The organism is Flavobacterium sp. 270, assembly GCF_004368785.1.
In the GTDB taxonomy this organism is placed as follows: domain Bacteria; phylum Bacteroidota; class Bacteroidia; order Flavobacteriales; family Flavobacteriaceae; genus Flavobacterium.
Genome location: NZ_SODM01000002.1, coordinates 391,426 through 414,077, shown reverse-complemented (window position 1 = coordinate 414,077; position 22,652 = coordinate 391,426). Strand labels below are relative to the sequence as shown.

18 protein-coding genes are annotated in these 22,652 nt (G+C 35.2%); 5 read left to right on the top strand and 13 right to left on the bottom strand.

What is annotated here, in order from left to right:
- Position 1 precedes the first annotated feature (1 nt).
- A complete protein-coding gene (locus EV144_RS09145) occupies positions 2-1,294 on the top strand; it encodes an HlyD family secretion protein (RefSeq protein WP_134148179.1) in 1,293 nt (430 codons plus the stop codon).
- 32 nt (positions 1,295-1,326) lie between these two features.
- Here the strand turns inward: EV144_RS09145 and EV144_RS09140 are convergent, their stop codons facing one another.
- From EV144_RS09140 to EV144_RS09125, 4 genes are all read right to left on the bottom strand, one after another.
- Positions 1,327-2,034 carry a tRNA1(Val) (adenine(37)-N6)-methyltransferase gene (locus EV144_RS09140; protein ID WP_134148178.1) on the bottom strand — a complete coding sequence of 236 codons (708 nt, stop codon included), beginning with the start codon at positions 2,032-2,034 and terminating at the stop codon, positions 1,327-1,329.
- 120 nt (positions 2,035-2,154) lie between these two features.
- Entirely contained in the window at positions 2,155-2,505 is a 351-nt protein-coding gene (locus tag EV144_RS09135; protein ID WP_134148176.1) for a four helix bundle protein, read from the bottom strand.
- A gap of 197 nt (positions 2,506-2,702) precedes the next feature.
- A complete protein-coding gene (gene rimM, locus EV144_RS09130) occupies positions 2,703-3,227 on the bottom strand; it encodes a ribosome maturation factor RimM (RefSeq protein WP_134148174.1) in 525 nt (174 codons plus the stop codon).
- A gap of 15 nt (positions 3,228-3,242) precedes the next feature.
- A complete protein-coding gene (locus EV144_RS09125) occupies positions 3,243-3,803 on the bottom strand; it encodes a 30S ribosomal protein S16 (protein WP_134148173.1) in 561 nt (186 codons plus the stop codon).
- A gap of 210 nt (positions 3,804-4,013) precedes the next feature.
- Between EV144_RS09125 and EV144_RS09120 the strand changes: the two genes are divergently transcribed.
- Together EV144_RS09120 and EV144_RS09115 are read left to right on the top strand one after the other, a co-directional pair.
- Complete coding sequence (locus tag EV144_RS09120; RefSeq protein ID WP_134148172.1) at positions 4,014-4,496, top strand: DUF6252 family protein; 483 nt, start codon at positions 4,014-4,016, stop codon at positions 4,494-4,496.
- A 134-nt stretch (positions 4,497-4,630) separates the two neighbouring features.
- The gene (locus EV144_RS09115; protein ID WP_134148170.1) at positions 4,631-4,978 is read left to right on the top strand and encodes an RNA recognition motif domain-containing protein; all 348 of its coding nucleotides are present in this window, start codon (positions 4,631-4,633) and stop codon (positions 4,976-4,978) included.
- Positions 4,979-5,109: 131 nt separating this feature from the next.
- Here EV144_RS09115 and leuB read toward each other — a convergent pair whose 3' ends face one another.
- The 7 genes from leuB to EV144_RS09080 form a co-directional block, all read right to left on the bottom strand.
- Complete coding sequence (gene leuB, locus EV144_RS09110; RefSeq protein ID WP_134148168.1) at positions 5,110-6,165, bottom strand: 3-isopropylmalate dehydrogenase; 1,056 nt, start codon at positions 6,163-6,165, stop codon at positions 5,110-5,112.
- A gap of 149 nt (positions 6,166-6,314) precedes the next feature.
- Entirely contained in the window at positions 6,315-7,835 is a 1,521-nt protein-coding gene (locus EV144_RS09105; protein WP_134148166.1) for an alpha-isopropylmalate synthase regulatory domain-containing protein, read from the bottom strand.
- A gap of 36 nt (positions 7,836-7,871) precedes the next feature.
- Positions 7,872-8,444 carry an O-methyltransferase gene (locus tag EV144_RS09100; protein ID WP_134148164.1) on the bottom strand — a complete coding sequence of 191 codons (573 nt, stop codon included), beginning with the start codon at positions 8,442-8,444 and terminating at the stop codon, positions 7,872-7,874.
- 88 nt (positions 8,445-8,532) lie between these two features.
- Positions 8,533-9,129 carry a 3-isopropylmalate dehydratase small subunit gene (gene leuD, locus EV144_RS09095; protein ID WP_134148163.1) on the bottom strand — a complete coding sequence of 199 codons (597 nt, stop codon included), beginning with the start codon at positions 9,127-9,129 and terminating at the stop codon, positions 8,533-8,535.
- 97 nt (positions 9,130-9,226) lie between these two features.
- Positions 9,227-10,621, bottom strand: coding sequence for a 3-isopropylmalate dehydratase large subunit (leuC, locus tag EV144_RS09090; protein WP_057121561.1), 1,395 nt, complete (start codon positions 10,619-10,621; stop codon positions 9,227-9,229).
- A gap of 505 nt (positions 10,622-11,126) precedes the next feature.
- On the bottom strand, positions 11,127-12,047 hold the full coding sequence (locus tag EV144_RS09085) for a helix-turn-helix domain-containing protein (protein ID WP_134148161.1): 921 nt from the start codon (positions 12,045-12,047) through the stop codon (positions 11,127-11,129).
- Between the two features lie 66 nt (positions 12,048-12,113).
- Positions 12,114-12,917: an SDR family oxidoreductase gene (locus EV144_RS09080; RefSeq protein WP_134148159.1), complete on the bottom strand. Its 804-nt coding sequence runs from the start codon at positions 12,915-12,917 to the stop codon at positions 12,114-12,116.
- 482 nt (positions 12,918-13,399) lie between these two features.
- On the opposite strand from EV144_RS09080, the gene dnaE reads away from it, so the two are divergent.
- Positions 13,400-17,935, top strand: coding sequence for a DNA polymerase III subunit alpha (dnaE, locus tag EV144_RS09075; RefSeq protein WP_134148158.1), 4,536 nt, complete (start codon positions 13,400-13,402; stop codon positions 17,933-17,935).
- 178 nt (positions 17,936-18,113) lie between these two features.
- Positions 18,114-19,085 (top strand): outer membrane beta-barrel protein, encoded by a 972-nt coding sequence (locus EV144_RS09070; RefSeq protein ID WP_134148156.1) that lies wholly within the window; start codon positions 18,114-18,116, stop codon positions 19,083-19,085.
- Between the two features lie 130 nt (positions 19,086-19,215).
- Here the strand turns inward: EV144_RS09070 and EV144_RS09065 are convergent, their stop codons facing one another.
- Positions 19,216-20,211: a Gfo/Idh/MocA family protein gene (locus EV144_RS09065; protein WP_134148154.1), complete on the bottom strand. Its 996-nt coding sequence runs from the start codon at positions 20,209-20,211 to the stop codon at positions 19,216-19,218.
- 249 nt (positions 20,212-20,460) lie between these two features.
- Positions 20,461-22,569, bottom strand: coding sequence for a prolyl oligopeptidase family serine peptidase (locus EV144_RS09060; protein ID WP_134148152.1), 2,109 nt, complete (start codon positions 22,567-22,569; stop codon positions 20,461-20,463).
- Between the last annotated feature and the right edge of the window lie 83 nt (positions 22,570-22,652).

The window sequence follows — 22,652 nt, the reverse complement described above, 5'->3', positions numbered from 1 at the left end:
CATGGCAGAAGATACCACATTCGAATTAAGAAGTGAAGAAGTTCAGGACATTCTCACCAAAGTACCGCACTGGATGATCCGCTGGGGAACAGTTCTGATATTTGTTATCATTGTAATGCTGTTTTTTGTATCGTGGTTTATCAAATATCCAGATGTTGTAAATACAGAAATTGTTATCACAACCAATATACCGCCGGAGAAAATTGTATCCAAATCATCGGGAAGAATTGAAGCCATTCTTGTACATGATAAATCTTTAGTATCTAAAAACAGCGTACTTGCTATTATTGAAAATACGGCCAATTACAAAGATGTTTTTCTATTGAAAAAAATAGTAGACGGTTATGACATCAATGATCCTAAAAAAGTGTTTCCGTTTGAGAAACTTAAAAACAAACAATTAGGAGAAATTGAAAGTGCTTATGCCGTTTTTCAAAAAGACTATCAGGCGCAGGAATTAAACAAAGACCTGCAGCCATTTGCAATTGAAAACAGAGCACAGGTTTCAGAAAAAATCCAAATCAAAGAACGACTGGATATTCTGCAGCAACAAAAAGTCATCAACGAAAGCGAATTACAGCTTCAGAAAAACGAAATCGGCCGTTTTGAAACCTTGTTCAACAAAGGCATTATTTCGGCTCAGGAAATGGAAGCCAAAAAATTAAGCTATCTTCAGGCGATGAAGGGTTATAAGAGTCTTCTTTCGTCGATTTCTCAATTAAAGTCCTCTTTGATCGATAATACAAAATCGAGCCAGAATTCGCATGTAAACAGCACTAAAGAAGAAGTAAACCTCGGAAGGAACATGGCGCAGTCCTTTTATCAGCTTAAAAAAGTAATAAAAGACTGGGAATTGGCCTATTCCTTACAATCGTCAGTAAGCGGTGTTGTTACTTTTCTGCAGGTCTGGACAGAAAATCAAACTATAAACGTCGGCGATAATGTTTTCTCGATCATACCCGATGCCAAAAATGGTTTTGTTGGTAAAGTAAAAGCGCCAGCCTTGAATTCTGGAAAAATAAAAGTAGGACAGCGTGTAAATATCAGACTCGCTAACTTTCCCGACCGAGAATTTGGGGTTTTATACGGTAAAATCCTGAATATTTCTTTAGTTCCCGATAAAGACGGTAATTTATTATTAGATGTCGCTCTTCCAAACGGATTGCAGACTTCGTATAAAAAACAAATTCCTTTTCAGCAGGAAATGAAAGGAAGCGCTGAAATCGTAACCGAAGACTTAAGATTAATTGAAAGAATTTTGTATCAGTTTAAGAGTGTTTTTGAACAGGTATAAAAAACAGTATAAAACCATTCAGCTAAAGCAATTTACATCTTCAGGTAAAACTCTTTAGTAAGTTCAATGTATTCTGGTGTGTAAACATGTCTGTCAATTTCAATAGTCAATTCGTCGATTTCGATTTGAGGATTTTCATTTCGGCTAAAAGCTAACAAACTGCGTTTGACAGCCGAAGTTGGAGTTCCTTTTACGCGGGTAATTTTAACGGGATACAATTCTGATTCTTTCGCTAAAGCGATAAAATTTTCTTCTTCTTTAAAAGGAATGATTAAAGCGAAAATTCCGTTTTCAGAAAGTAATAAATCGGCAGCTTCGACCAATTCTTCAAAAGGCATGGCATCTTGAAAACGGGCTAAATCACGTTGCTCATTTTCGGTTTTATAATCTTCAGAATAAAACGGCGGATTCGATACAATCAAATCGTATTCGTCTTCTGGTTCTTCAATAAATTCATCTAAACCAGCATGAAAACAAAATAAACGATCTCCCCAAGGCGAACTTTCAAAATTTTCTACAGCTTGTTCGTACGCCTCTTCATCAATTTCAAGAGCATCAATTTGTTCGGCATGAGTTCGCTGAGCAAGCATTAAAGCAATAATTCCAGTTCCTGCACCAACATCCAAAACACTAAACGGATTATGATTTACGGGAGCCCAAGAGCCTAGTAAAACGCCATCGGTTCCGATTTTCATTGCGGTTTTGTCTTGCTTTATAGAGAATTGTTTGAATGTAAACATATAATAAATTCCAATTTTTTAAATTCCAAATTCCAACTTTGAAAAGGAAATTCCAATAGAGAAATTCCAAATACCAATGGAAATGATGAGCAGCAAAAATAATATTAAAATAGGGATTAATTACTTTGATGTTTTAGTAATTATTGCTGATAGAATTTTTCGTAATTCTTCAATTTTAAATAAAAGAGATTCGGATTGTGTTTTCTGTTCAGGATTTAATTCGTGTAATAATCGAATCCAAAATTTAGATTCTTTTGCTTCTTTTCGTGCTATTTTAAGTCTGAAAATTAAATCTTTATCTCCAAGTTTTTCATTCGCTTCAATATAATTAGCTCCAACAGAACCAGAAGATCTAACGAGTTGTTTCCCATCTTCGATATTTGAAATTGTTTTAGGTAAAATTTTAATATAGTTTCGGCATTCTTTAGCAAACAAAAAAGTTCGCTCTTCTAAATCAAATGGTTTACTCATAATAATCTCCAATCTTTTTAAATCCCAAATTCCAATTGAGATTATAAAGATAAATTAAAAGATAAAAAATAGTCTTTTTCTTTCAAAAATAAAAAAGTATAAATTCAATTCTCAGCAATCTTGGAATTTGGAATTTCTCTATTGGAATTTCCTTTTCAAAAGTTGGAATTTGGAATTTAAAAAATTGGAATTTAAAACTAAAGGTACATCTCAACCAACCCTTCCGGCAGGTTCATGATGACTTTTTTATTTTCGCGGTCGATTTTTACCAAAAATTGGTCAATCATTGGGATCAACATTTCGACTTCGCCATTTAAAACCTCAAAAAGAGGTTGTGCAGTGGTATCGTTTACAGCTGCAATTTTACCGAAAACGCCTAAACGCTGATCTTCGATTTCAAAACCAATAACTTCGTGAAAATAAAATTTGTTGCCAGAAAGTTTTGGCAACATAGAAAGAGGAAGATAAATACCATTTCCAAGAAGCGCATCGGCTTCTTCTTCGGTAGTTACATCTTCAAAACGAATTCTAAGGAAATCGTTTTTGTGTAGTGAACTTGTTTCAATAAAAAAAGGAACCAAGTGTTTGTTGCATTCAACAAACACTGATTCCAGGTTTTCGTATAACTCAGGTTCGTCTGTGTCTAAATAAGCCAGAACTTCACCTTTGAAACTAAATTTTTTAGCGATTTTACCTAAATAAAAACATTCTTCTTTACGCATTATCGCTGGCTAAAATTATGCTTCAGTTGTTTCGTTATTCTCTTCAGCAGCAGGAGCTTCTTCTGTAGCTTCTTCTACTTCAGCAACTTCTTCTGTAGCAGAAGCAGCTGCGATAGCATCAGCCTCAGCTTTAGCTGCAGCTGCTAAACGTTTAGCGTTAACTTCTTGTTCTGCTTTAAAAGCTTTAGCTTTAGCATCAGCTTGCGCTTTTGATAAACCGTCTTTTTTAGCATCAACTTTTCCAGATTTAGCCTCTAACCAAGCAGCTAATTTTGCATCAGCTTGTTCTTGAGTTAAAGCTCCTTTACGAATACCTCCATCAAGGTGGTGTTTCAATAAAGCACCTTTGTAAGAAAGAATTGCTCTAGCAGTATCAGTTGGTTGTGCACCATTGTGTAACCATTTAACTGCGCTGTCAAGGTTTAACTCAACAGTTGCTGGGTTTGTGTTTGGATTGTAAGTACCGATTTTCTCTAAGTATTTACCATCTCTTTTTGAGCGTGCATCTGCAGCTACAACCCAGTAAAAAGGTTTTCCTTTTTTACCGTGTCTTTGTAATCTAATTTTTACTGACATAATCGTGTGATTAAATTTTGAGGTACTCGACCTCTATTAATTAAGGCCGCAAAGATATAATTTTTTTTCTGAATAGTTCGTTCAAAATTATATTTAATAGGCAAAGTGATGTTTTTGGTTAAAAAATGAATTGTTTTTTGATTCAAATTTTATTTATTTCTGTTAAATACGGTATTTTTGCCTAGAATTTTTTTTCAAATACCACAATCTATGAAAAAATGGATGTTTATTCTGCCGTTACTATTGATAATATCTTCGTGTACAGAAGATGTAAAATTTAATAATCCGGCATTTCAAACCTTAAAAGACAATGTTTTTTGGCGAGCACAAAATCATATTGCATATATGACTACCAATGGAAGTATGACTATAGAAGGAACTTTGGGCTATGAAAAAGTGACTTTAATTACGGCTTCTCTGGCTGTTAAAACTTATAATCTTGGTGTTGATGAGGTTTCTAAAGCTTCTTATTCTAATGCATTACCTGGACATTTAGCTTCATTTTCTACGGGTAAAAATAAAGGTAACGGACAGATTGTAATTACTGAATTTGATCGTGAAAATAATACCATTTCTGGAACATTTAAATTTACGGCAATTAATTCTGACGCCGGAAATGTTGAAAATCCAAAAGTAAATTTTACAGAAGGTGTTTTTTATAAAGTACCCGTTCAGGTTACGGCTGAGTTTTAAGTTTTTATCTCGGAACTAATAGGTTTTATTAGAATATGTTTTTAAAAATCAAAATAAAAACATAAATAAGCTAATATATAGTAGATTAGAGAAAAATAAGATTACATTTGTGAGATTATTATAAATAAGTACATATGAACATTTTTGTTGGAAGCCTTCCATTCAGTATTGAGGAAGCAGATTTAAGAGAGTCTTTCGAGGCTTACGGAGCAGTAGATTCAGTTAAAATTATCACTGATAAATTTACTGGAAGAAGCAAAGGTTTTGGTTTTGTTGAGATGCCAAACGATGCTGAAGCTCAAAAAGCAATTGATGAATTGAACGGAGCTACTGTTCAAGGTCGTGCAATTGTGGTTAATAAATCTGAACCAAAACCTGAAGGTGAAAGAAGAAGCTTCAATAACAACCGTGGTGGAAATGACCGCGGAGGTTACGGAAACAACCGTGGTGGAAATGACCGTGGTGGTAGAGGAGGATATTAATATTTTTTTCTAAATATATAAAAGGCGTCAATTTTCATTGACGCCTTTTTTTTGTTTCAGGTTTATTTTGTTTCAAGTTTCAGGTTTCAGTAGTAACCTGAAACTTGAAACCTGAAACAAAAATTAACTAATTATACATTCGTAGCTAACCAGTCACCAACTTCTTTAGTACCGTATGCTTTGCCTCCGTCAGCTAAATCTTCAGTCACTATTCCAGCTTCTAAAGCCTTGTTTACAGCATCTCTCATTGCTTTTCCTTCTTCCATCAGTCCGAAGTTTTCAAACATCATAGCAGCAGATAAAATAGTAGCCATTGGATTAGCGATGTTTAATCCGGTAGCTTGTGGGTAAGAACCGTGAATAGGTTCAAATAAAGATACCTCAGCTCCCATAGAGGCAGATGGCATTAATCCCATTGAACCAGAAATTACAGAAGCTTCATCTGTTAAAATATCTCCAAATAAATTTTCAGTAATTAATACATCATAAGAGTTTGGCCATTGTACCAAACGCATTGCAACAGCATCAACAAATTCGTAAGAAACCGTAACTTCCGGATAATCTTTTTCCATTGCCTGAACTGTTTCTCTCCACAAACGAGAAGTTTCCAAAACGTTTGCTTTGTCAACACAGCATAATTTTTTAGAACGGGTCATTGCTAATTCGAAACCTTTTTTAGCCAAACGTTGTACTTCAGCCCTTGTATAAACACAGTTGTCAAAAGCAGTGTCTCCGTTATCTTTTCTACCTTTTTCTCCAAAGTAAATTCCGCCAGTTAATTCTCTTAAGAAAACTAAATCAGTTCCTTCGATTCTTTCTCTTTTTAATGGAGATTTATCTAATAATGACGGGAATGTAAAAGTTGGTCTTACGTTTGCAAACAAACCTAATGCTTTACGCATTTTTAACAAACCTTGCTCTGGTCTTACAGGCGCAGAAGGATCGTTATCGTATTTAGGGTGGCCAATCGCTCCAAAAAGGACTGCATCAGCATTTTTACAAACTTCGTGTGTTGAATCTGGATAAGGTTCACCAACTGCATCAATTGCAGCAGCACCAGTTAAAGCTGGTTTCCACGTAATTTCATGTCCAAATTTTTGTGCAATAGCATCCGATACTTTTACAGCTTCATTGATAACTTCTGGTCCGATTCCGTCACCGGCTAAAAGGGCTATGTTTAATTTCATTCTTTTTTATTTAAAAGGTTCTAAGGTTCTGAGTTGCTAAGATTCTAAGCTTTTCCTAGCATTATTTTTAAAGGCTCTAAGCTCCTAAGATACTTAGCTTCTAAGTTCCAGCAAATCTTCGAACATTAGCAACTTAGCATCTTAGAAGCTTAGGAAACTATATTAAGCATTTTTTGTGTTGCAATGATTGCTGCAACTGTTTGATCTGAATCTAAACCTCTGGTTTTAAATTCTTTTCCGTTATTTACCCACGTGATGATGGTTTCGCATAAAGCGTCAGAACTACTTCCTGGCGGGATTCTTACAGCGTAATCAATCAGTTTTGGTAAAGTTAATTTCTTTTGTTTGTAAATTTTCGAAAGCGCATTCATAAAAGCATCAAATTGTCCGTCGCCTTGTGCATTTTCTTCGATTATTTCTCCATCTAAATTTAGAGATAAAGTTGTCGATGGACGCATTCCTTTAGAATGAACCAGCATATAAGAATCGATCGTGATTTTATCCTGATACGTATGACTGTCTAAAACATCAGAAATAATATAAGGTAAATCTTCTTTGGTAACGGTTTCTTTTTTGTCGCCCAACTCGATGATTCTTTGGGTGACCAATTTCAAATCTTCGTTGTTTAGTTTTAAACCCAGTTCCTGAAGATTTTTTTCGATGTTTGCTTTTCCGGAAGTTTTTCCGAGCGCATATTTTCTTTTTCTTCCAAAACGTTCCGGAAGTAAATCATTAAAATACAGATTGTTTTTGTTGTCACCATCGGCGTGAATTCCGGCAGTTTGTGTAAAAACATTATCTCCGACAATTGGTTTATTAGCAGGAATTCTGTAGCCTGTAAAAGTCTCAACCAGTTTGCTTACAGAATATAAAGAGGTTTCTTTTATGCCGATGCTAACTTCTGGCATATAATCATTTATAACTGCAACAGTACTTTCAAGAGGCGCATTTCCTGCACGTTCTCCCATTCCGTTTACGGTTACATGAAGTCCGTTTATTCCCGCTTTAATAGCTTCCATAACATTGGCAACACTTAAATCGTAATCGTTATGAGCATGAAAATCAAAATGAGTATTAGGATATTTTGTTGTAATTTTCGAAATAAATTCAAATGCCTGCGACGGAATTAAAACGCCTAAAGTATCTGGAAGTAAAATTCTTTTTACAGGCTGTTTTGTCAAAAAATCTAAATATTGAAAAACATATTCAGGAGAATTTCGCATTCCGTTGCTCCAGTCTTCTAAGTAAACATTCGTTTCAATATTATTTTCTTTCGCTAAAGAAATAGCTTGAGCTATTTCAGAAAAATGTTGTTCCGGAATTTTCTTTAATTGATGCGTAAGGTGATTCAGAGAGCCTTTAGTTAAAAGATTCTGAACTTTAGCGCCCGATTTTTTCATCCATTCTATAGAAAGACCGCCGTCAACAAAAGTCAAAACTTCGATTCGGTTGGTATATCCTTTTTCTTCGGCCCAGGACATAATGCCTTTTACGCCTTGAAATTCGCCTTCACTGACACGTGCTGACGCAATTTCGATTCTATCAATATTTAATTCCTCCAACAATAATTGTGCAATGGTCAGTTTTTCTGCAGCAGAAAAAGATACTCCAGACGTTTGTTCACCGTCACGAAGCGTCGTATCCATTATTTCAATTTTTCTTTTTTCCATTATATTGTTAGCTTTATTAGTAAGCCGAATTATGCTTTATAATTTTGTTATCAGAATCAAGCCTGTTGACCAGCACATTTTTGTCAATTGAATGTCTTTTCTTTTTTCTAAATCCTGAATAAGATTTTCGACATTTTTATCGTGATCTTTAGGCCAGTTGGGTTGCGGTAACATATCATCAATTAAATAAATGACGCCAGAAGTTAATAAGTTTAATGTTTCTTCTAATACCACATATTTTCCCGGCCACGCATCGGCAAAAATCAAATCAAATTTTAAATCTTTATAATCTAAAATCCATTTTTCGGCATCTTCACAAACAAATGAAACATTGGATTGCTGAAAATACTTTTTTGCAATATTTTGATATTCTGATGAATTGTCTATCGAAATTAAATTAGAATTTCCATTCATTCCTTCGATCATCCACGCAAGTGATAATCCGGTTCCAGTTCCTAATTCCAGAAAATGACCGTCTTTTTTGGTTGCAACTAATGTTCGAAGAAAACTTCCTGTTTGTAAATCTGACGGCATTGAAAACGAAATTGCTTCAGAATCTTTTTTGATTTCTGAATACCATTTAGGTACTACAATGTTATTGTCATTCATTTTTTTGGGAAGTGTTTTTATTTAACTTAGAAAGACCCGACAGATTTTTTGAAACCTGTCGGGTCTAATAGACTGAATGTGATTTCTATTAATAAGGAAGTTTATCTGCGAAAGCCTGAATATCTCCTTTAATATTTTGTAAATAATCAATATCATCAAAACCATTGATCATATTGTTCTTTTTGTATCCGTTGATAGCAAAAGATTCTTGTTGACCTGTAGACAATAAAGTAATTGTTTGGTTTGGTAAGTTGATTTCTAATTCTGTTTTAGGATCAGCTTCGATTGCTTTGAAGATTGTTTCAGCAAATTCCGGGCTCACCTGAACTGGAAGAACACCAATATTCAAACAGTTTCCTTTGAAGATGTCAGCAAAGAAACTAGAAACCACAGCGCGGAATCCGTAATCGTAAACTGCCCATGCAGCGTGCTCTCTTGAAGATCCTGAACCGAAGTTTTTTCCTCCAACAAGAATTTTTCCGCAGTAAGTAGAGTCGTTTAAAACGAAATCTGCTTTTGGAGTATCGTCTCCGTTGTATCTCCAGTCTCTAAAAAGGTTGTCTCCAAAACCTTCACGTTTTGTAGCTTTTAAGAAACGAGCTGGAATAATTTGATCTGTATCAACGTTCTCAATTGGCAACGGAACTGCGCTGCTTGTAAGTATATTAAATTTATCGTATGCCATTTTAATTTTAGATTTTTGGATTTTAGATTTTAGATTTTTCTCTCTGGAATGAAATCTTTATAACCTAAAAACAATTTTAATTGATTTTTGAAATTGACTAGAACAATTCTCTCGGATCCGTTAGTTTTCCTGTTACCGCAGCTGCAGCAGCCATAATTGGACTTGCTAAAAGCGTTCTTGAGCCAGGACCTTGACGACCTTCAAAGTTTCTGTTTGAAGTACTTACTGCATATTTTCCAGCAGGAACTTTATCGTCGTTCATTGCTAAACATGCAGAACATCCAGGCTGACGTAATACAAAACCAGCTTCTGTCAAAATATCTAAAATTCCTTCTTCTTTAATCTGCGCTTCAACAACGTGAGAACCCGGAACTAACCAAGCTGTAACATTATCCGCTTTTTTTCTTCCTTTTACAATTTCAGCAAAAGCTCTAAAATCTTCAATACGTCCGTTTGTACAACTTCCTAAGAAAACGTAATCGATTTGTTTTCCGATCATTACGTCATCTTCGTTGAAGCCCATGTAAGCTAAAGACTTTTTGTAAGTTTCCTCACCGCCTTCAACTTCTTTAGCGTTCGGAATATGTTTTGTGATACCAATTCCCATTCCAGGGTTAGTACCATAAGTAATCATTGGTTCAATATCAGATGCTTTGATGTTTAATTCAGCATCAAAAACAGCATCAGCATCCGTTTTTAAAGTTTTCCAATATTCAACAGCTTTTGTCCAAGCTTCTCCTTTTGGAGCGTATAATCTTCCTTCTAAGAAATCGAAAGTAGTTTGGTCAGGAGCAATCATTCCTCCACGAGCACCCATTTCGATACTTAAGTTACAAACTGTCATACGGCCTTCCATAGTCATGTTTTCAAAAACATCACCAGCATATTCAACAAAATATCCCGTTCCTCCAGAAGTAGTTAATTGAGCAATAATATAAAGCGCAACGTCTTTTGGTCCAACACCTTTACTAAGTTGTCCGTTTACGTTAATACGCATTTTCTTTGGTTTTGGCTGCATAATACATTGAGTAGAAAGCACCATTTCAACCTCAGAGGTTCCGATACCAAAAGCGATAGCTCCAAAAGCACCGTGAGTAGACGTATGCGAATCCCCGCATACAATAGTAGCACCTGGCAAAGTAATTCCGTTTTCAGGACCAACTACGTGTACAATTCCATTTTTTTGGTGACCTAATCCCCAGTGTGAAATTCCATATTCATTTGCATTGTCTTCAAGTGCTTGAAGCTGATTAGCAGATAATGGATCCTGAACTGGTAAATGCTGGTTTATAGTTGGTGTATTGTGATCTGCAGTTGCAAAAGTACGTTCTGGGTATAAAACGTTAACGCCTCTTGATTTTAATCCTAAAAAAGCAACAGGACTCGTAACTTCGTGAATGAAATGACGGTCAATAAAAAACACATCTGGTCCATCTTCAATTTTACGCACAACGTGTGAATCCCATACTTTGTCAAATAATGTCTTACTCATTTTTATTTTTTTTTAATTGTAATTTTATAACTACAGCCATTCCTGTTGATTATAATAGGTAAGCAAAATTAAAAAAAGGTAAAAAACAGTCAATTTCAATATTTCATTATATACGATACCCAAACTAAATTACAAATTGCGAAATGGCTTTTGTGAATTCAAATTTGACAGAAAAATGATTTAGAAACTGATTTTGTTTTTCTCTTTCAAATTTAGTTCTGCTTGTTTGTTCTTTGTTTTAATAGTTTGCAAATTTATCTCAAAATCACTATAAAATATAGTAATTGTTTTGAAAAAATGTAACAAAATGAATAAAAATAGTAATAATTGTTATTTTTTGATTTTGCAGAAATTTGTTCATTTATAACACTAAAATGCCTTTTTAGAATCATTCTATGACCTAAAAAACAGACTAAAATACTACGACATCCAAGAAGTGATTTTTTATGTTTTTTTATGAATTCGAAGAGAAAAATTGATCCAATAGAACGGATAATTTTAAATATTAATTTAACGCATTTTTAAATTCCAAAGGAGTTTGATTCGTTTTCTTTTTAAATAATTTGCTAAATGACTGTGGATATTCAAAACCCAATTGATACGCAATTTCTGCTACCGAAAGATTAGTAGAAATCAGAAAGTCTTTTGATTTTTCAATTAATTTAGAATGAATGTGCTGCTGTGCATTCTGCCCTGTTAAATTTCGAAGCATGTCACTTAAATAATGTGAAGAAACATTAATTTTTGAAGCCAGAAAGTCAACTGTTGGCAGGCCTTTTTTTAGGCTTTCGGAATTATTAAAGTAATTGTCCAGCGTATCTTCAACTTTCAATAATAAATCATGGCTGATTGTTTTTCTGGTAATGAACTGACGTTTGTAAAAACGATTACTGTAATTAAGTAAAACATCAATATAAGAAACAATTACATCCTGACTCATTTCGTCAATAGCGGTATGAAGTTCGTTATCAATGCTTGTTAATAATCCAATAATAATGTTTTTTTCTTGGTCAGAAAGATGCAGTGCTTCATTAGTATCATAAGAAAAGAAACCGTATTTTTTTATGGTTTTCCCTAAAGGATAATTGCGGATAAAATCGGGATGAAAAAGTAAAGTAAAGCCGCCATATTTCGCGCCTTCTTCGTTATCCGTAAAAATCAGCTGATTAGGAGAAGCAAACATTAAACCACCTTCATTAAAATCATAATAACCCTGACCGTAGCCTATTTTTCCATTAGTAGAAAACTTATAAGATATTTTATAAAAATCAAGCAGAAAAGCGTTGTTGTCTAAATCGCCACTTACAACCAGCTGTGTATTATCAACCAGACTAATCATAGGATTAAGCGGTTTTGACAGATTCAGCAAACTATGAAATTGCGATATTGACGTAATTTTTGCAGGATTATTATTTTTCTTTTCCATGATATAAATGTATAAAAATTAAAAATAGCTTTCAGATTTCTTAAGTCTGAAAGCTATTCGAATAAATTAAGCACCAAAGAATTGTTTGCCAAATTCTTCGCGAAACAGTTCATCGCCTTGTTCTAATCTTTGTTTGTAAAGCGCTTTTGCATCTTCGCCAGCCACATATCGCAACTGTGTTTTTCCGTCTGTAGCGGCTTCATAAACAACTTCTGCAATTTGTTCTGGAGTTGAGGCCATTTGAAGCATTGCATCCACACCTGCAAACATATTGTTGGTCATGGCTTCGTATTCTGGTTTTGTTCGTGTATCCAGAGAACCGTGAATAAATTCTGTTTTGATGCCGCCTGGAGAAACCGTTTTAATGTTTATTCCAAACGGATTCAATTCATAAGCCATACTTTCGCTCCAGCCTTCCAATCCCCATTTTGTGGCATGATAAACGGATCCTAAAGGAAACGCAAGTAATCCGCCGATAGAAGTTGTTGAAATAAATAAACCGCTTTTTCTTTCTCTGAAATAAGGAATAAAAGCATTTGTAACACGAATTACGCCTAATAAATTAGTGTCAAGCTGTTTGGTGATTTGAGTATCAGAAAGACTTTCCAAAGGACCTATTAAGCCATAGCCTGCATTGTTGTAAACGATGTCAATATCGCTTAATTCCAAAGCTTTTTTAACGGTACTTTGAATTTGCTCAAAATTGGTAACGTCTAAAGGTAAAAGCGTTACATTTTCTAAAGTAGAAAGTTCTGTTTCCTTTTCAGGATTTCTCATGGTTGCGATTACATTCCAGCCTTTTGCCTGAAATAATTTAGCTGTTGCTTTTCCTAAACCTGATGATGCTCCTGTGATAAAAATTGTTTTCATGATTATTATTTTTTAATTGTTATAATTTGATGAAGCAAAGTTCAGGATACAGTCAAGTTTAAAAGTGTTCATTTTGGTGCAATGAGTATCCAAAATGAATAATCGAAGATTTTTAAAGTTAAAGTGCTTTGAGTACAGTTGTTTTAACACATAGAGACATAGATTTAGAATCGTAACAAAGGCGTTTCACTTGTTTGAATACACATAGCTATGTGTTAAAAATCTAGATTTTTTTCAAGCTTCTTTTTATAAAACCAAGACCTATGTTTCTATGTGTTTAAAATTTTACGAATTACATTCTGCCAAGGTGTTAAAAGTGCTTTTGTTAACAACTTTCGTTTCGTTATTTCTCTAAAAAAAGCGTAAATTTGAATTCCTTCCATTTTTCATTTCGCATTTAGTTATGTTCCATATTGTCAGTTAATTGCAATAAGAAAGTTTTGGAATTTGGGATTTAAAAATTGACTTTTCCATAAAAATATATGTATTTAATATTCGATACCGAAACAACCGGATTACCAAAACGCTGGGACGCGCCCATTACCGATTCTGATAACTGGCCGCGCTGTATACAAATCGCGTGGCAATTGCACGACGAAATGGGAACGCTGATCGAACATCAGGATTATTTGGTAAAACCAGACGGATTTAATATTCCGTACGATGCCGAGCGTATTCACGGAATTTCTACCGAATTGGCAGAAGCCGACGGAATCACGCTGGCCGAAGTTTTGGAGAAATTCAATATCGCGTTAAGCAAAACCAAATTTATCGTTGGTCAGAACTTAGGATTCGACGTCAATATTATGGGAGCTGAATTCCATAGAATGGGTGTTGATTCTCCTATGGCTTCAATGCCTGTTTTAGATACTTGTACCGAAGTTACGGCTTCACTATTACAACTTCCTGGAGGTCGTGGAGGAAAATTCAAACTTCCAACCTTAACAGAATTACACAGTTATCTTTTCGATAAACCTTTCGCGGAAGCGCACAACGCAACTGCCGACGTTGAGGCGACGACGCGTTGTTTTTTAGAATTAATAAGAAGAGAAGTTTTTACCAAAGAAGAACTTGGTGTTCCTAAAGATTATTTTAAGGAATTTCAGGAAAGGAACCCAGGAGAATTTCCTTTAATTGGTTTAAAACATATCAATTTAAAAGCCGCTTCTGATAAAATCAGAGAGCAGATCAAAGCTTTACAAGTTGATGAAACACCAACTGTAGTTTCAGATTCTGCAAAAGCAGATTTTAAAGCAGCAAAATATTCGCATTTACACAATCATACACAATTTTCGGTTCTTCAATCCACAATCGGAATTGGAAATATCGTTTCGGCTACAGCCAAAAATGGAATGCCAGCTGTTGCAATGACCGATACTGGAAACATGATGGGCGCTTTCCACTTTGTGAGCGCTGTTATGAATCATAATAAAGCTGCTTCCGGAAAAAATAAAGCTTTGGTTGAAGCTGGTGAAGAACCAACAGAAACCGAAATTAAACCAATTGTAGGTTGTGAATTTAATGTCTGCGATAATCACTTAGATAAATCTAAAAAAGACAACGGAAACCAAGTTGTGTTATTAGCCAAAAACAAAAATGGTTATCACAATCTGGCAAAAATGTCGTCGATTGCTTTTACCGACGGTTTTTATTACGTTCCCAGAATTGACCGAAAAATTGTCGAGCAATACAAGGAAGATATCATGGTTTTGTCTGGAAATTTATATGGAGAAATTCAAAGTAAAATTCTAAACATTGGTGAAGTTCAGGCCGAAGAAGCTTTAATTTGGTGGAAAGAACAATTTGGCGAAGATTTCTATCTGGAAGTAATGCGCCACAATCAGGAAGACGAAAATCGTGTGAACAAAACACTGATTGAGTTTTCACAAAAGCACAATGTCAAATTAATTGCAACAAACAATACGTATTATTTAAATAAAGAAGATGCCAATGCACACGACATTTTGCTGTGTGTAAAAGACGGTGAAAAGCAAGCAACGCCAATTGGTCGCGGACGCGGATATCGTTACGGACTTCCGAATCAGGAATATTATTTTAAATCGGAAGAAGAGATGAAAAAGCTCTTTTCAGATCTTCCAGATGCCATTATAAATATTCAGGAAATTGTAGATAAGGTTGAAGGATATTCGCTTTATCGAGACGTATTGCTTCCTAAATTTGATATTCCGGAAGAATTTGTAGTTGCCGAAGATGAAGCTGACGGCGGAGTTCGTGGTGAAAATAAATATTTGCGACATCTTACTATGGTTGGTGCAGCAAAAAGATATGGCGAAATTACAGAATCGATTCAGGAACGTTTGGATTTTGAACTTTTAACGATTTCGAATTCCGGATATCCGGGTTACTTTTTGATTGTTCAGGATTTCATTGCCGAAGCCAGAAATATGGACGTTTCGGTTGGTCCGGGTCGTGGTTCTGCAGCCGGATCTGCGGTTGCATACTGTCTCGGAATCACCAATATTGACCCGATTAAATACGATTTGCTTTTTGAGCGTTTCCTAAATCCTGACCGTGTATCGATGCCCGATATTGATATCGATTTTGATGATGAGGGTCGTGGTCGTGTTATGGATTACGTAATCAATAAATACGGTCAAAAACAGGTGGCACAGATTATCACGTATGGTAAAATGGCAACCAAGTCGGCAATTCGTGATACGGCGCGTGTATTGGATTTACCTTTATTTGAGGCGGATAGAATTGCAAAACTGATTCCGGGAATGATGCCGTCAAAATGGAATTTGGCGCGTTTTATTTCAGAAAGTGAAGATGAGGTCAAAAAAGCCCTTCGATCTGATGAATTTGATAATGTAAAAGAATTAATTGCCATTGCCAATGAAGATGATTTGGCTGGAGAAACCATTCAACAGGCAAAAATTCTGGAAGGTTCGATGCGTAATACGGGAATTCACGCCTGCGGGGTAATCATTACGCCGTCGGATATTACGAATTACGTTCCTGTAACCACCGCAAAAGACTCGGATTTATATGTAACACAGTTTGATAACTCGGTTGCAGAAAGTGCTGGTCTTTTGAAGATGGACTTTTTGGGTCTAAAGACCCTTACGCTGATAAAAGATACCGTTAAACTGGTAAAATATAGAACTAATATTGATCTTGATCCGGATACTTTCCCGATTGATGATGAAGAAACGTATGCGCTTTTCCAAAGAGGAGAAACGGTTGGAATCTTCCAATACGAGTCACCCGGAATGCAGAAATACATGAAGGATCTGAAACCAACGGTTTTTGGAGATTTAATTGCAATGAACGCATTATATCGTCCGGGACCTTTAGAGTATATTCCGTCTTTCGTAAGAAGAAAAAACGGTGACGAAGAAATCAAATACGATTTAGATGCCTGTGCCGAGTATTTATCAGAAACTTACGGAATTACAGTTTACCAAGAGCAGGTAATGCTTTTGTCTCAGTCTTTGGCAGGATTTACAAAGGGTGAGGCCGACGTTTTGCGTAAAGCGATGGGTAAGAAACAAAAAGACGTACTGGATAAAATGAAGCCTAAGTTCGTAGAACAAGCTTCTGCAAAAGGTCACGATGCGAAAGTTTTAGAGAAAATCTGGAAAGACTGGGAAGCATTTGCGAGTTACGCCTTCAATAAATCGCACTCGACTTGTTATGCCTGGATTGCATATCAAACGGCATATTTAAAAGCGCATTATCCGGCAGAATATATGGCGGCGGTACTTTCTAATAATATGAATGATATCAAACAAGTTTCCTTTTTTATGGAAGAATGTAAGCGAATGGGCTTGCAGGTTCTTGGGCCAGATGTAAACGAATCGTACTATAAATTTACGGTAAACGATGATTACGCTGTTCGTTTCGGAATGGGAGCGATTAAAGGTGTGGGTTCCGGAGCGGTAGAAACGATTGTAGCAAATAGAAAAGACGGAAGATATAAATCGATTTTTGATTTGGCAAAGCGAATTGATTTGCGCGCTGCGAATAAAAAAGCGATTGAGAATTTAGCATTGGCCGGAGGTTTTGATTCTTTTGAAGGAACAACCAGAGCCCAATATTTCCACGATGATGGCGACGGAATTACATTCTACGAAAAAGCGATGCGTTACGGATCGAAATTTCAGGAAAATGAAAATTCATCTCAGGTAAGTTTGTTTGGAGAAGCCAGTGAAGTTCAGATTGCCGAGCCAGTTGTGCCGCCATGTGAAGACTGGAGCACGATGGAAAAATTGGCAAAAGAAAAAGAAGTTGTCGGGATTTACATTTCAGGACATCCGCTCGACGATTTTAGATTTGAAATGAAATACTTCTGTAATGCCCGATTGGAAGCGTTGAAAAGTATGAATGAATATGTGGGAAAAAATCTAACGTTTGCCGGAATCATTAATAATGTACAGCATCGTGTAGCCAAGAACGGAAAAGGCTGGGCGGTATTCAACTTAGAAGGTTATGATGAAAGTTATGAGTTTAAGATTTTTGGTGAAGAATACCTAAAATTTCGTCATTTCCTGCTTCAGAATAATTTTGCCTTTCTAAAAATTCTAATAAAAGACGGCTGGGTAAATCAAGATACCGGTAAAAAATCAGACCCAAGAATGCAGTTTGTTGAAATCAGACAATTGCAGGATATTTTGGAAGCTTTTGCTAAAAAGTTGATTTTATTATTGAATGTAAAAGATCTTCAAACCGAATTTATTCATAATCTAAGTGCTTTATTTAATGCTAATAAAGGTGATAATTCTGTAACTTTTGAAATCATGGAATTAGAAAATGTAAAGCGCTTAGTAGCGGTAGAAACACCAACTGATTTTGAAGAAGCCGAAGATCCTGTTTTTGAAGACGAAAATGATGGCGAAGACATCGTTCAGGAGACTAAAATTCAGGAAGTAAATGAAGTAGAAGAAATAAAGGTTGTAACCAAATTAACGATGCCAAGCCGACGCCTAAAAGTGAGGATTTCCAATGAATTATTGCAGGAATTAGAGAAAATGCAGATTAATTTTAAATTGAACTAAAAATTTAACAGTTAAAATTTTAACATATTAGGGTTTAATTATGTTAAAAATATGCACGCATAATACTTTTTTAGTAATATTGCCCAAAATTACAACGTTTTCGTTCCAAGTCTAACAATTCAAGCTCAAAGATTTTGTTAAAATGCTTTAAGTTTGTATAAATTAATTAACAAGAATTATGAAAAAGAACCTATTAGTATTAGGATTAATGTTTTGCTCTATTGTTGCAGTAGCGCAAACTGAAAAGGCAGATAAACCAGAAAGCTGGTATTTTAAATTAGGCGGATCATACTTCAATCAAACTGCTTCTACTGAATTTCCAACTGTTGGAGGTCAATTGCCAAATAGAGATGTTTATGCAGGTACATTAGCTAATAATAAATTAGTTTCTAGAGAAGGTGTTACAGGTTCTTTTGGACAGGGTTTTAGAAGTGGTATTACAGCAGGTTACCGTTTTTCTACACGTTTAGGAGTTGAGGTAGCAGCAAATTACTATACTAGTAATACTAAAACAATGGCTCAGACTACAGACAGAATGGTCACTCCAGCCCCTTCAGCTACTGTGCCAGTTACTTATTTAAGTTTTACTGCGGAAGGACAAATCAAAGCTTTTGATATCGCTCCGGCATTGGTAATGTTTTTAGGTGAATCTCATGGTTTTGAACCGTATACTAAAGTTGGAATTATTGTTCCAGTTCACGGTACTTTAGACATTAAAACAGACAGACAATATACTACCTTTGTAGGTGCTAATCAGGTTGCTGCAACAGATGCTTATTCAAAAGATGTTGTGAAACCTAATCCTTCACTTGGATTTATGGCTTCTATTGGTACTTCTTATAAATTAGGAAAACACATTTCTGCTTTTGCTGAATTAGAGTGCCGTAACTTTACTGTACATGGAAAAAGTAAAGAAACAGAAATATATACTGAAAATGGTGTAGATAAATTAAATACAGCAACTACTATTCGTCCAGATGCTTCTTATTCTGCAAGTCATACTAAATATGTGGAGTCAATTAATTCTACTTCAAATAGTAAAGTAACAAATGCGGCTGGTTTTGATAGTACTAAAGCTACTGATGATGTGAGTACTTATGTTGGAATTAGTGGTATTGGTTTGACAGTTGGTCTTAAATACAGCCTATAATTTTATACAATTTAAGTTTACAAAAAAAGAGGATATTCATTTGATATCCTCTTTTTTATTGTCTTTAAGTTTTAAATTTTCCAGTTTTCTCATCCCTAGTTTCTCGAATGACAAAACAAGTGTAAAAACATTATATAGAAGAATCTCTAAACTCTTTCAAAACTTCATCAATTACCCAAGTCGTTCTCGCGCCTGAAATTCCTTTTGATGGAGAAGCGTCTTCTTTACCCAAAAGTTCTGCAACAACAGTTTCTATAAAAGGCTGTTGAATATGCAACGGATTTTCAATCGTAATACTTTCTTTTTCGCCATTCAAATACTGAACATGAACTGGATCATTTCCAAAAGTAGAAAAGGATATTTTGCCTTTATCGCCCACAATTTCGGTATTGTCATAACGTTCAAAACTGGCAAAATTCCATAAACCAGAACCGTGAATTCCGTTTTCGAATAAAAATGACATCGAAACAGCATCTTCGGCAGGATAAGCCAGAAGTTGCGAACTTGCATGTCCGCGAACCGATTTTATTGGTCCTAAAACAAAATCCAGGAAGTCTAAAGTATGGCAAGCCAAATCAACAAAAATCCCACCGCCAGAGATATGAGGCATCACAGTCCACGGTAAGTTGATTTCGTCGTCATAGCGTTCTTCAAACGGATGGTATAAAACACAATTTACGTGTCTTACCGTTCCAATTTTTCCTTCGTCAATTAATTCTTTTATTTTGAGAAACCTTGGTAAACTTCTTCTGTAATAGGCTACAAATAACGGAACATTGTGTTCTTTGCATACGCTGATCATTTCGTTGCATTCTTCAAATGTTAAAGCCATAGGTTTTTCTACGTAAACCGGTTTTCCGGCTTTGGCACACAAAATCGTATATTCTTTATGAGAAGAGGGAGGTGTTGCAATATAAACAGCATCAACCTCTGGATCGTTAATTAAATCGACGGCGTTCGAGTACCATTTTGGTACGTTATGGCGTTTGGCATAATCTTCGGCAAGAGCAGCATCTCTTCGCATTACAGCCACTAAAGCTGAATTTGGTATTTTCTGAAAAGCAGGACCGCTCTTTACTTCCGTTACATTCCCACAGCCAATTATTCCCCATCTAATAGTTTCCATTCTTTGGTTTTTTAGTTCCTCAAATTTAAAAGAAAACGTTTGTTTAAAAAAGGTTTGCCACGAATTACACGAATTATTATTTCACGCAGATTTTGCAGATCTGCGCAGATTTAATATAAATCTGTATCAATCAGCCAAAATCATTTTAAATCTGCGTGAAATAATAATTCGTGTAATTCGTGGCAAAAAAAATAGCCACAAACTCACAAAATAATTCGTGAATTTGTGGCTAAAAAAATCTTTATAAATTTATTTTGAAGGCAAAGCCTTAAAGCCCATATTGTAAAGTGTAAACGCTTGAATGTCTACATTTTCCTGAATACTTGCAGCAACAGATTTTCCTGCTCCATGCCCAGCTTTTACATCAATTCTGATTAAAACCGGATTATCGCCTGTTTGTTTTTCCTGTAATTCAGATGCAAATTTAAAACTGTGCGCCGGAACAACACGATCATCATGATCTCCAGTTGTTACCATTGTTGCAGGATAATGAGTCCCTTTTTTAACGTTTTGAACTGGAGAATAACCTTTAAGATATTCAAACATTTCTTTGTTGTCCTGAGCAGTTCCGTAATCAAAAGCCCATCCTGCACCTGCAGTAAAAGCGTTGTAACGTAACATGTCCATAACTCCAACAGCTGGTAAAGCTACTTTCATTAAATCTGGACGCTGTGTCATTGTTGCTCCAACTAATAAACCTCCGTTTGAACCTCCGCGAATTGCCAAGAAATCAGAAGAAGTATATTTTTGAGCGATTAGATATTCACCAGCAGCAATAAAATCATCAAATACATTTTGCTTGTGCAGTTTCGTTCCTGCATCATGCCATTTCTTTCCGTATTCACCACCACCTCTTAAATTGGCAACAGCGTAAACACCTCCATTTTCCATCCAAACTGCATTTGCAATGTTGAAATTTGGAGTCAGACTAATATTAAATCCACCGTAACCATAAAGAATTGTTGGATTTTTACCGTCTAATTTTAATCCTTTCTTATACGTAATAATCATAGGGATTTTAGTTCCGTCTTTAGAAGTATAGAATACTTGTTTAGACTCATAATCTTCACTTTTAAAATCCACTTGAGGTTTTTGGTAAATTTCTGATTTTCCAGATTTTGGATCAAAAGAAAAGACGCTTCCCGGAGTGGTATAATTAGTAAAAGTGTAATAAAGTGTTTTTTCTTTCTTTTTGCCGCCAAATCCAGCTGCAGTTCCTACTGCCGGAAGTTTGATTTCGCGAACTAATTTTCCGTTATAATCATATTGCAAAACTAAAGAAACAGCATCTTTAACATAATTAGCAAAGAAATAACCACCACCTGTTGCTGGAGATAAAACATTTTCTGTTTCTTTAATAAAATCTTTCCAGTTTTCTGGTTTCGGATTGCTTACATCAACCGTTACAATACGTTTGTTCGGCGCATTCAAATCCGTGTCGATAAAAAGTTTGCTTCCTTCAGTTTCTATAATACTGTTGTCACTGTTGAAATTGTCAACAATAGTTGTAATCGGACTGTTTGACTTGGTTAAATCTTTAATATACAGCTCATTTCCATAAGTAGAATTTGCAGCCGAAATAATCAAATAATGATCATCTTCTGTTACATAACCGTTAACATATCTTCTTTTTTGATCTGCTCCAAAAATAACTTTATCATTTTTTTGAGGTGTTCCCAATTTATGAAAATACAATTTATGCTGATCTGTTTTTGCAGACAATTCGCTTCCTTTTGGTTTGTCATAACTAGAGTAATAAAACCCTTCGTTGCCAAGCCATGAAATACCGCTGAATTTTACATCAACCAAAGTATCTTCTAAAACTTTTTTAGACAAAGCATCAATAATAATCACTTTTCTCCAGTCGCTTCCTCCTTCAGAAATGGCATAAGCTGCTTTTGTTCCGTCTTTAGAAAAATCTAAACCACCAAGAGAAGTTGTTCCATCTTTAGAAAATGTATTTGGATCTAAGAAAACTTCATCTTTACCATTTTCTCCTTTTCTGTAAATAACAGATTGATTTTGTAAACCATTATTTTTAGAATAATAGATATGTTTTCCTTGTGTAAAAGGCGCACTGATTTTCTCGTAATTCCAAAGTTTTTCCATTCGCTTTTTAAGTTCTTCGCGAAATGGAATTTTATCTAAATAACCGTAAGTTACTTCGTTTTGAGCTTTTACCCAAGCGCCGGTTTCGGCAGATTTATCATCTTCAAGCCAGCGATAAGGATCGCTTACTTTAGTGTCAAAATAAACATCAACAGTTTCTCCTTTTTTAGTTTCGGGATAATGAATTTTATTTTGTGCAAATGAAATTCCTGCGGTTGTGACTGCCATTAGTAAAAATGTTTTTTTCATAGTTAATTTTATGTGTTGTAACAAAAATAACACTTTTTGTTGTGAAAACTAAACCATATAAGTGATATAAGTTTAGTTTTTCC

Excerpts from the sequence above, each read along its gene's own strand:
- EV144_RS09145 (WP_134148179.1), top strand. The coding sequence starts at position 2 with ATGGCAGAAGATACCACATTCGAATTAAGAAGTGAAGAAGTTCAGGAC.
- EV144_RS09140 (WP_134148178.1), bottom strand. The coding sequence starts at position 2,034 with ATGTTTACATTCAAACAATTCTCTATAAAGCAAGACAAAACCGCAATG.
- EV144_RS09135 (WP_134148176.1), bottom strand. The coding sequence starts at position 2,505 with ATGAGTAAACCATTTGATTTAGAAGAGCGAACTTTTTTGTTTGCTAAA.
- rimM (WP_134148174.1), bottom strand. The coding sequence starts at position 3,227 with ATGCGTAAAGAAGAATGTTTTTATTTAGGTAAAATCGCTAAAAAATTT.
- EV144_RS09125 (WP_134148173.1), bottom strand. The coding sequence starts at position 3,803 with ATGTCAGTAAAAATTAGATTACAAAGACACGGTAAAAAAGGAAAACCT.
- EV144_RS09120 (WP_134148172.1), top strand. The coding sequence starts at position 4,014 with ATGAAAAAATGGATGTTTATTCTGCCGTTACTATTGATAATATCTTCG.
- EV144_RS09115 (WP_134148170.1), top strand. The coding sequence starts at position 4,631 with ATGAACATTTTTGTTGGAAGCCTTCCATTCAGTATTGAGGAAGCAGAT.
- leuB (WP_134148168.1), bottom strand. The coding sequence starts at position 6,165 with ATGAAATTAAACATAGCCCTTTTAGCCGGTGACGGAATCGGACCAGAA.
- EV144_RS09105 (WP_134148166.1), bottom strand. The coding sequence starts at position 7,835 with ATGGAAAAAAGAAAAATTGAAATAATGGATACGACGCTTCGTGACGGT.
- EV144_RS09100 (WP_134148164.1), bottom strand. The coding sequence starts at position 8,444 with ATGAATGACAATAACATTGTAGTACCTAAATGGTATTCAGAAATCAAA.
- leuD (WP_134148163.1), bottom strand. The coding sequence starts at position 9,129 with ATGGCATACGATAAATTTAATATACTTACAAGCAGCGCAGTTCCGTTG.
- leuC (WP_057121561.1), bottom strand. The coding sequence starts at position 10,621 with ATGAGTAAGACATTATTTGACAAAGTATGGGATTCACACGTTGTGCGT.
- EV144_RS09085 (WP_134148161.1), bottom strand. The coding sequence starts at position 12,047 with ATGGAAAAGAAAAATAATAATCCTGCAAAAATTACGTCAATATCGCAA.
- EV144_RS09080 (WP_134148159.1), bottom strand. The coding sequence starts at position 12,917 with ATGAAAACAATTTTTATCACAGGAGCATCATCAGGTTTAGGAAAAGCA.
- dnaE (WP_134148158.1), top strand. The coding sequence starts at position 13,400 with ATGTATTTAATATTCGATACCGAAACAACCGGATTACCAAAACGCTGG.
- EV144_RS09070 (WP_134148156.1), top strand. The coding sequence starts at position 18,114 with ATGAAAAAGAACCTATTAGTATTAGGATTAATGTTTTGCTCTATTGTT.
- EV144_RS09065 (WP_134148154.1), bottom strand. The coding sequence starts at position 20,211 with ATGGAAACTATTAGATGGGGAATAATTGGCTGTGGGAATGTAACGGAA.
- EV144_RS09060 (WP_134148152.1), bottom strand. The coding sequence starts at position 22,569 with ATGAAAAAAACATTTTTACTAATGGCAGTCACAACCGCAGGAATTTCA.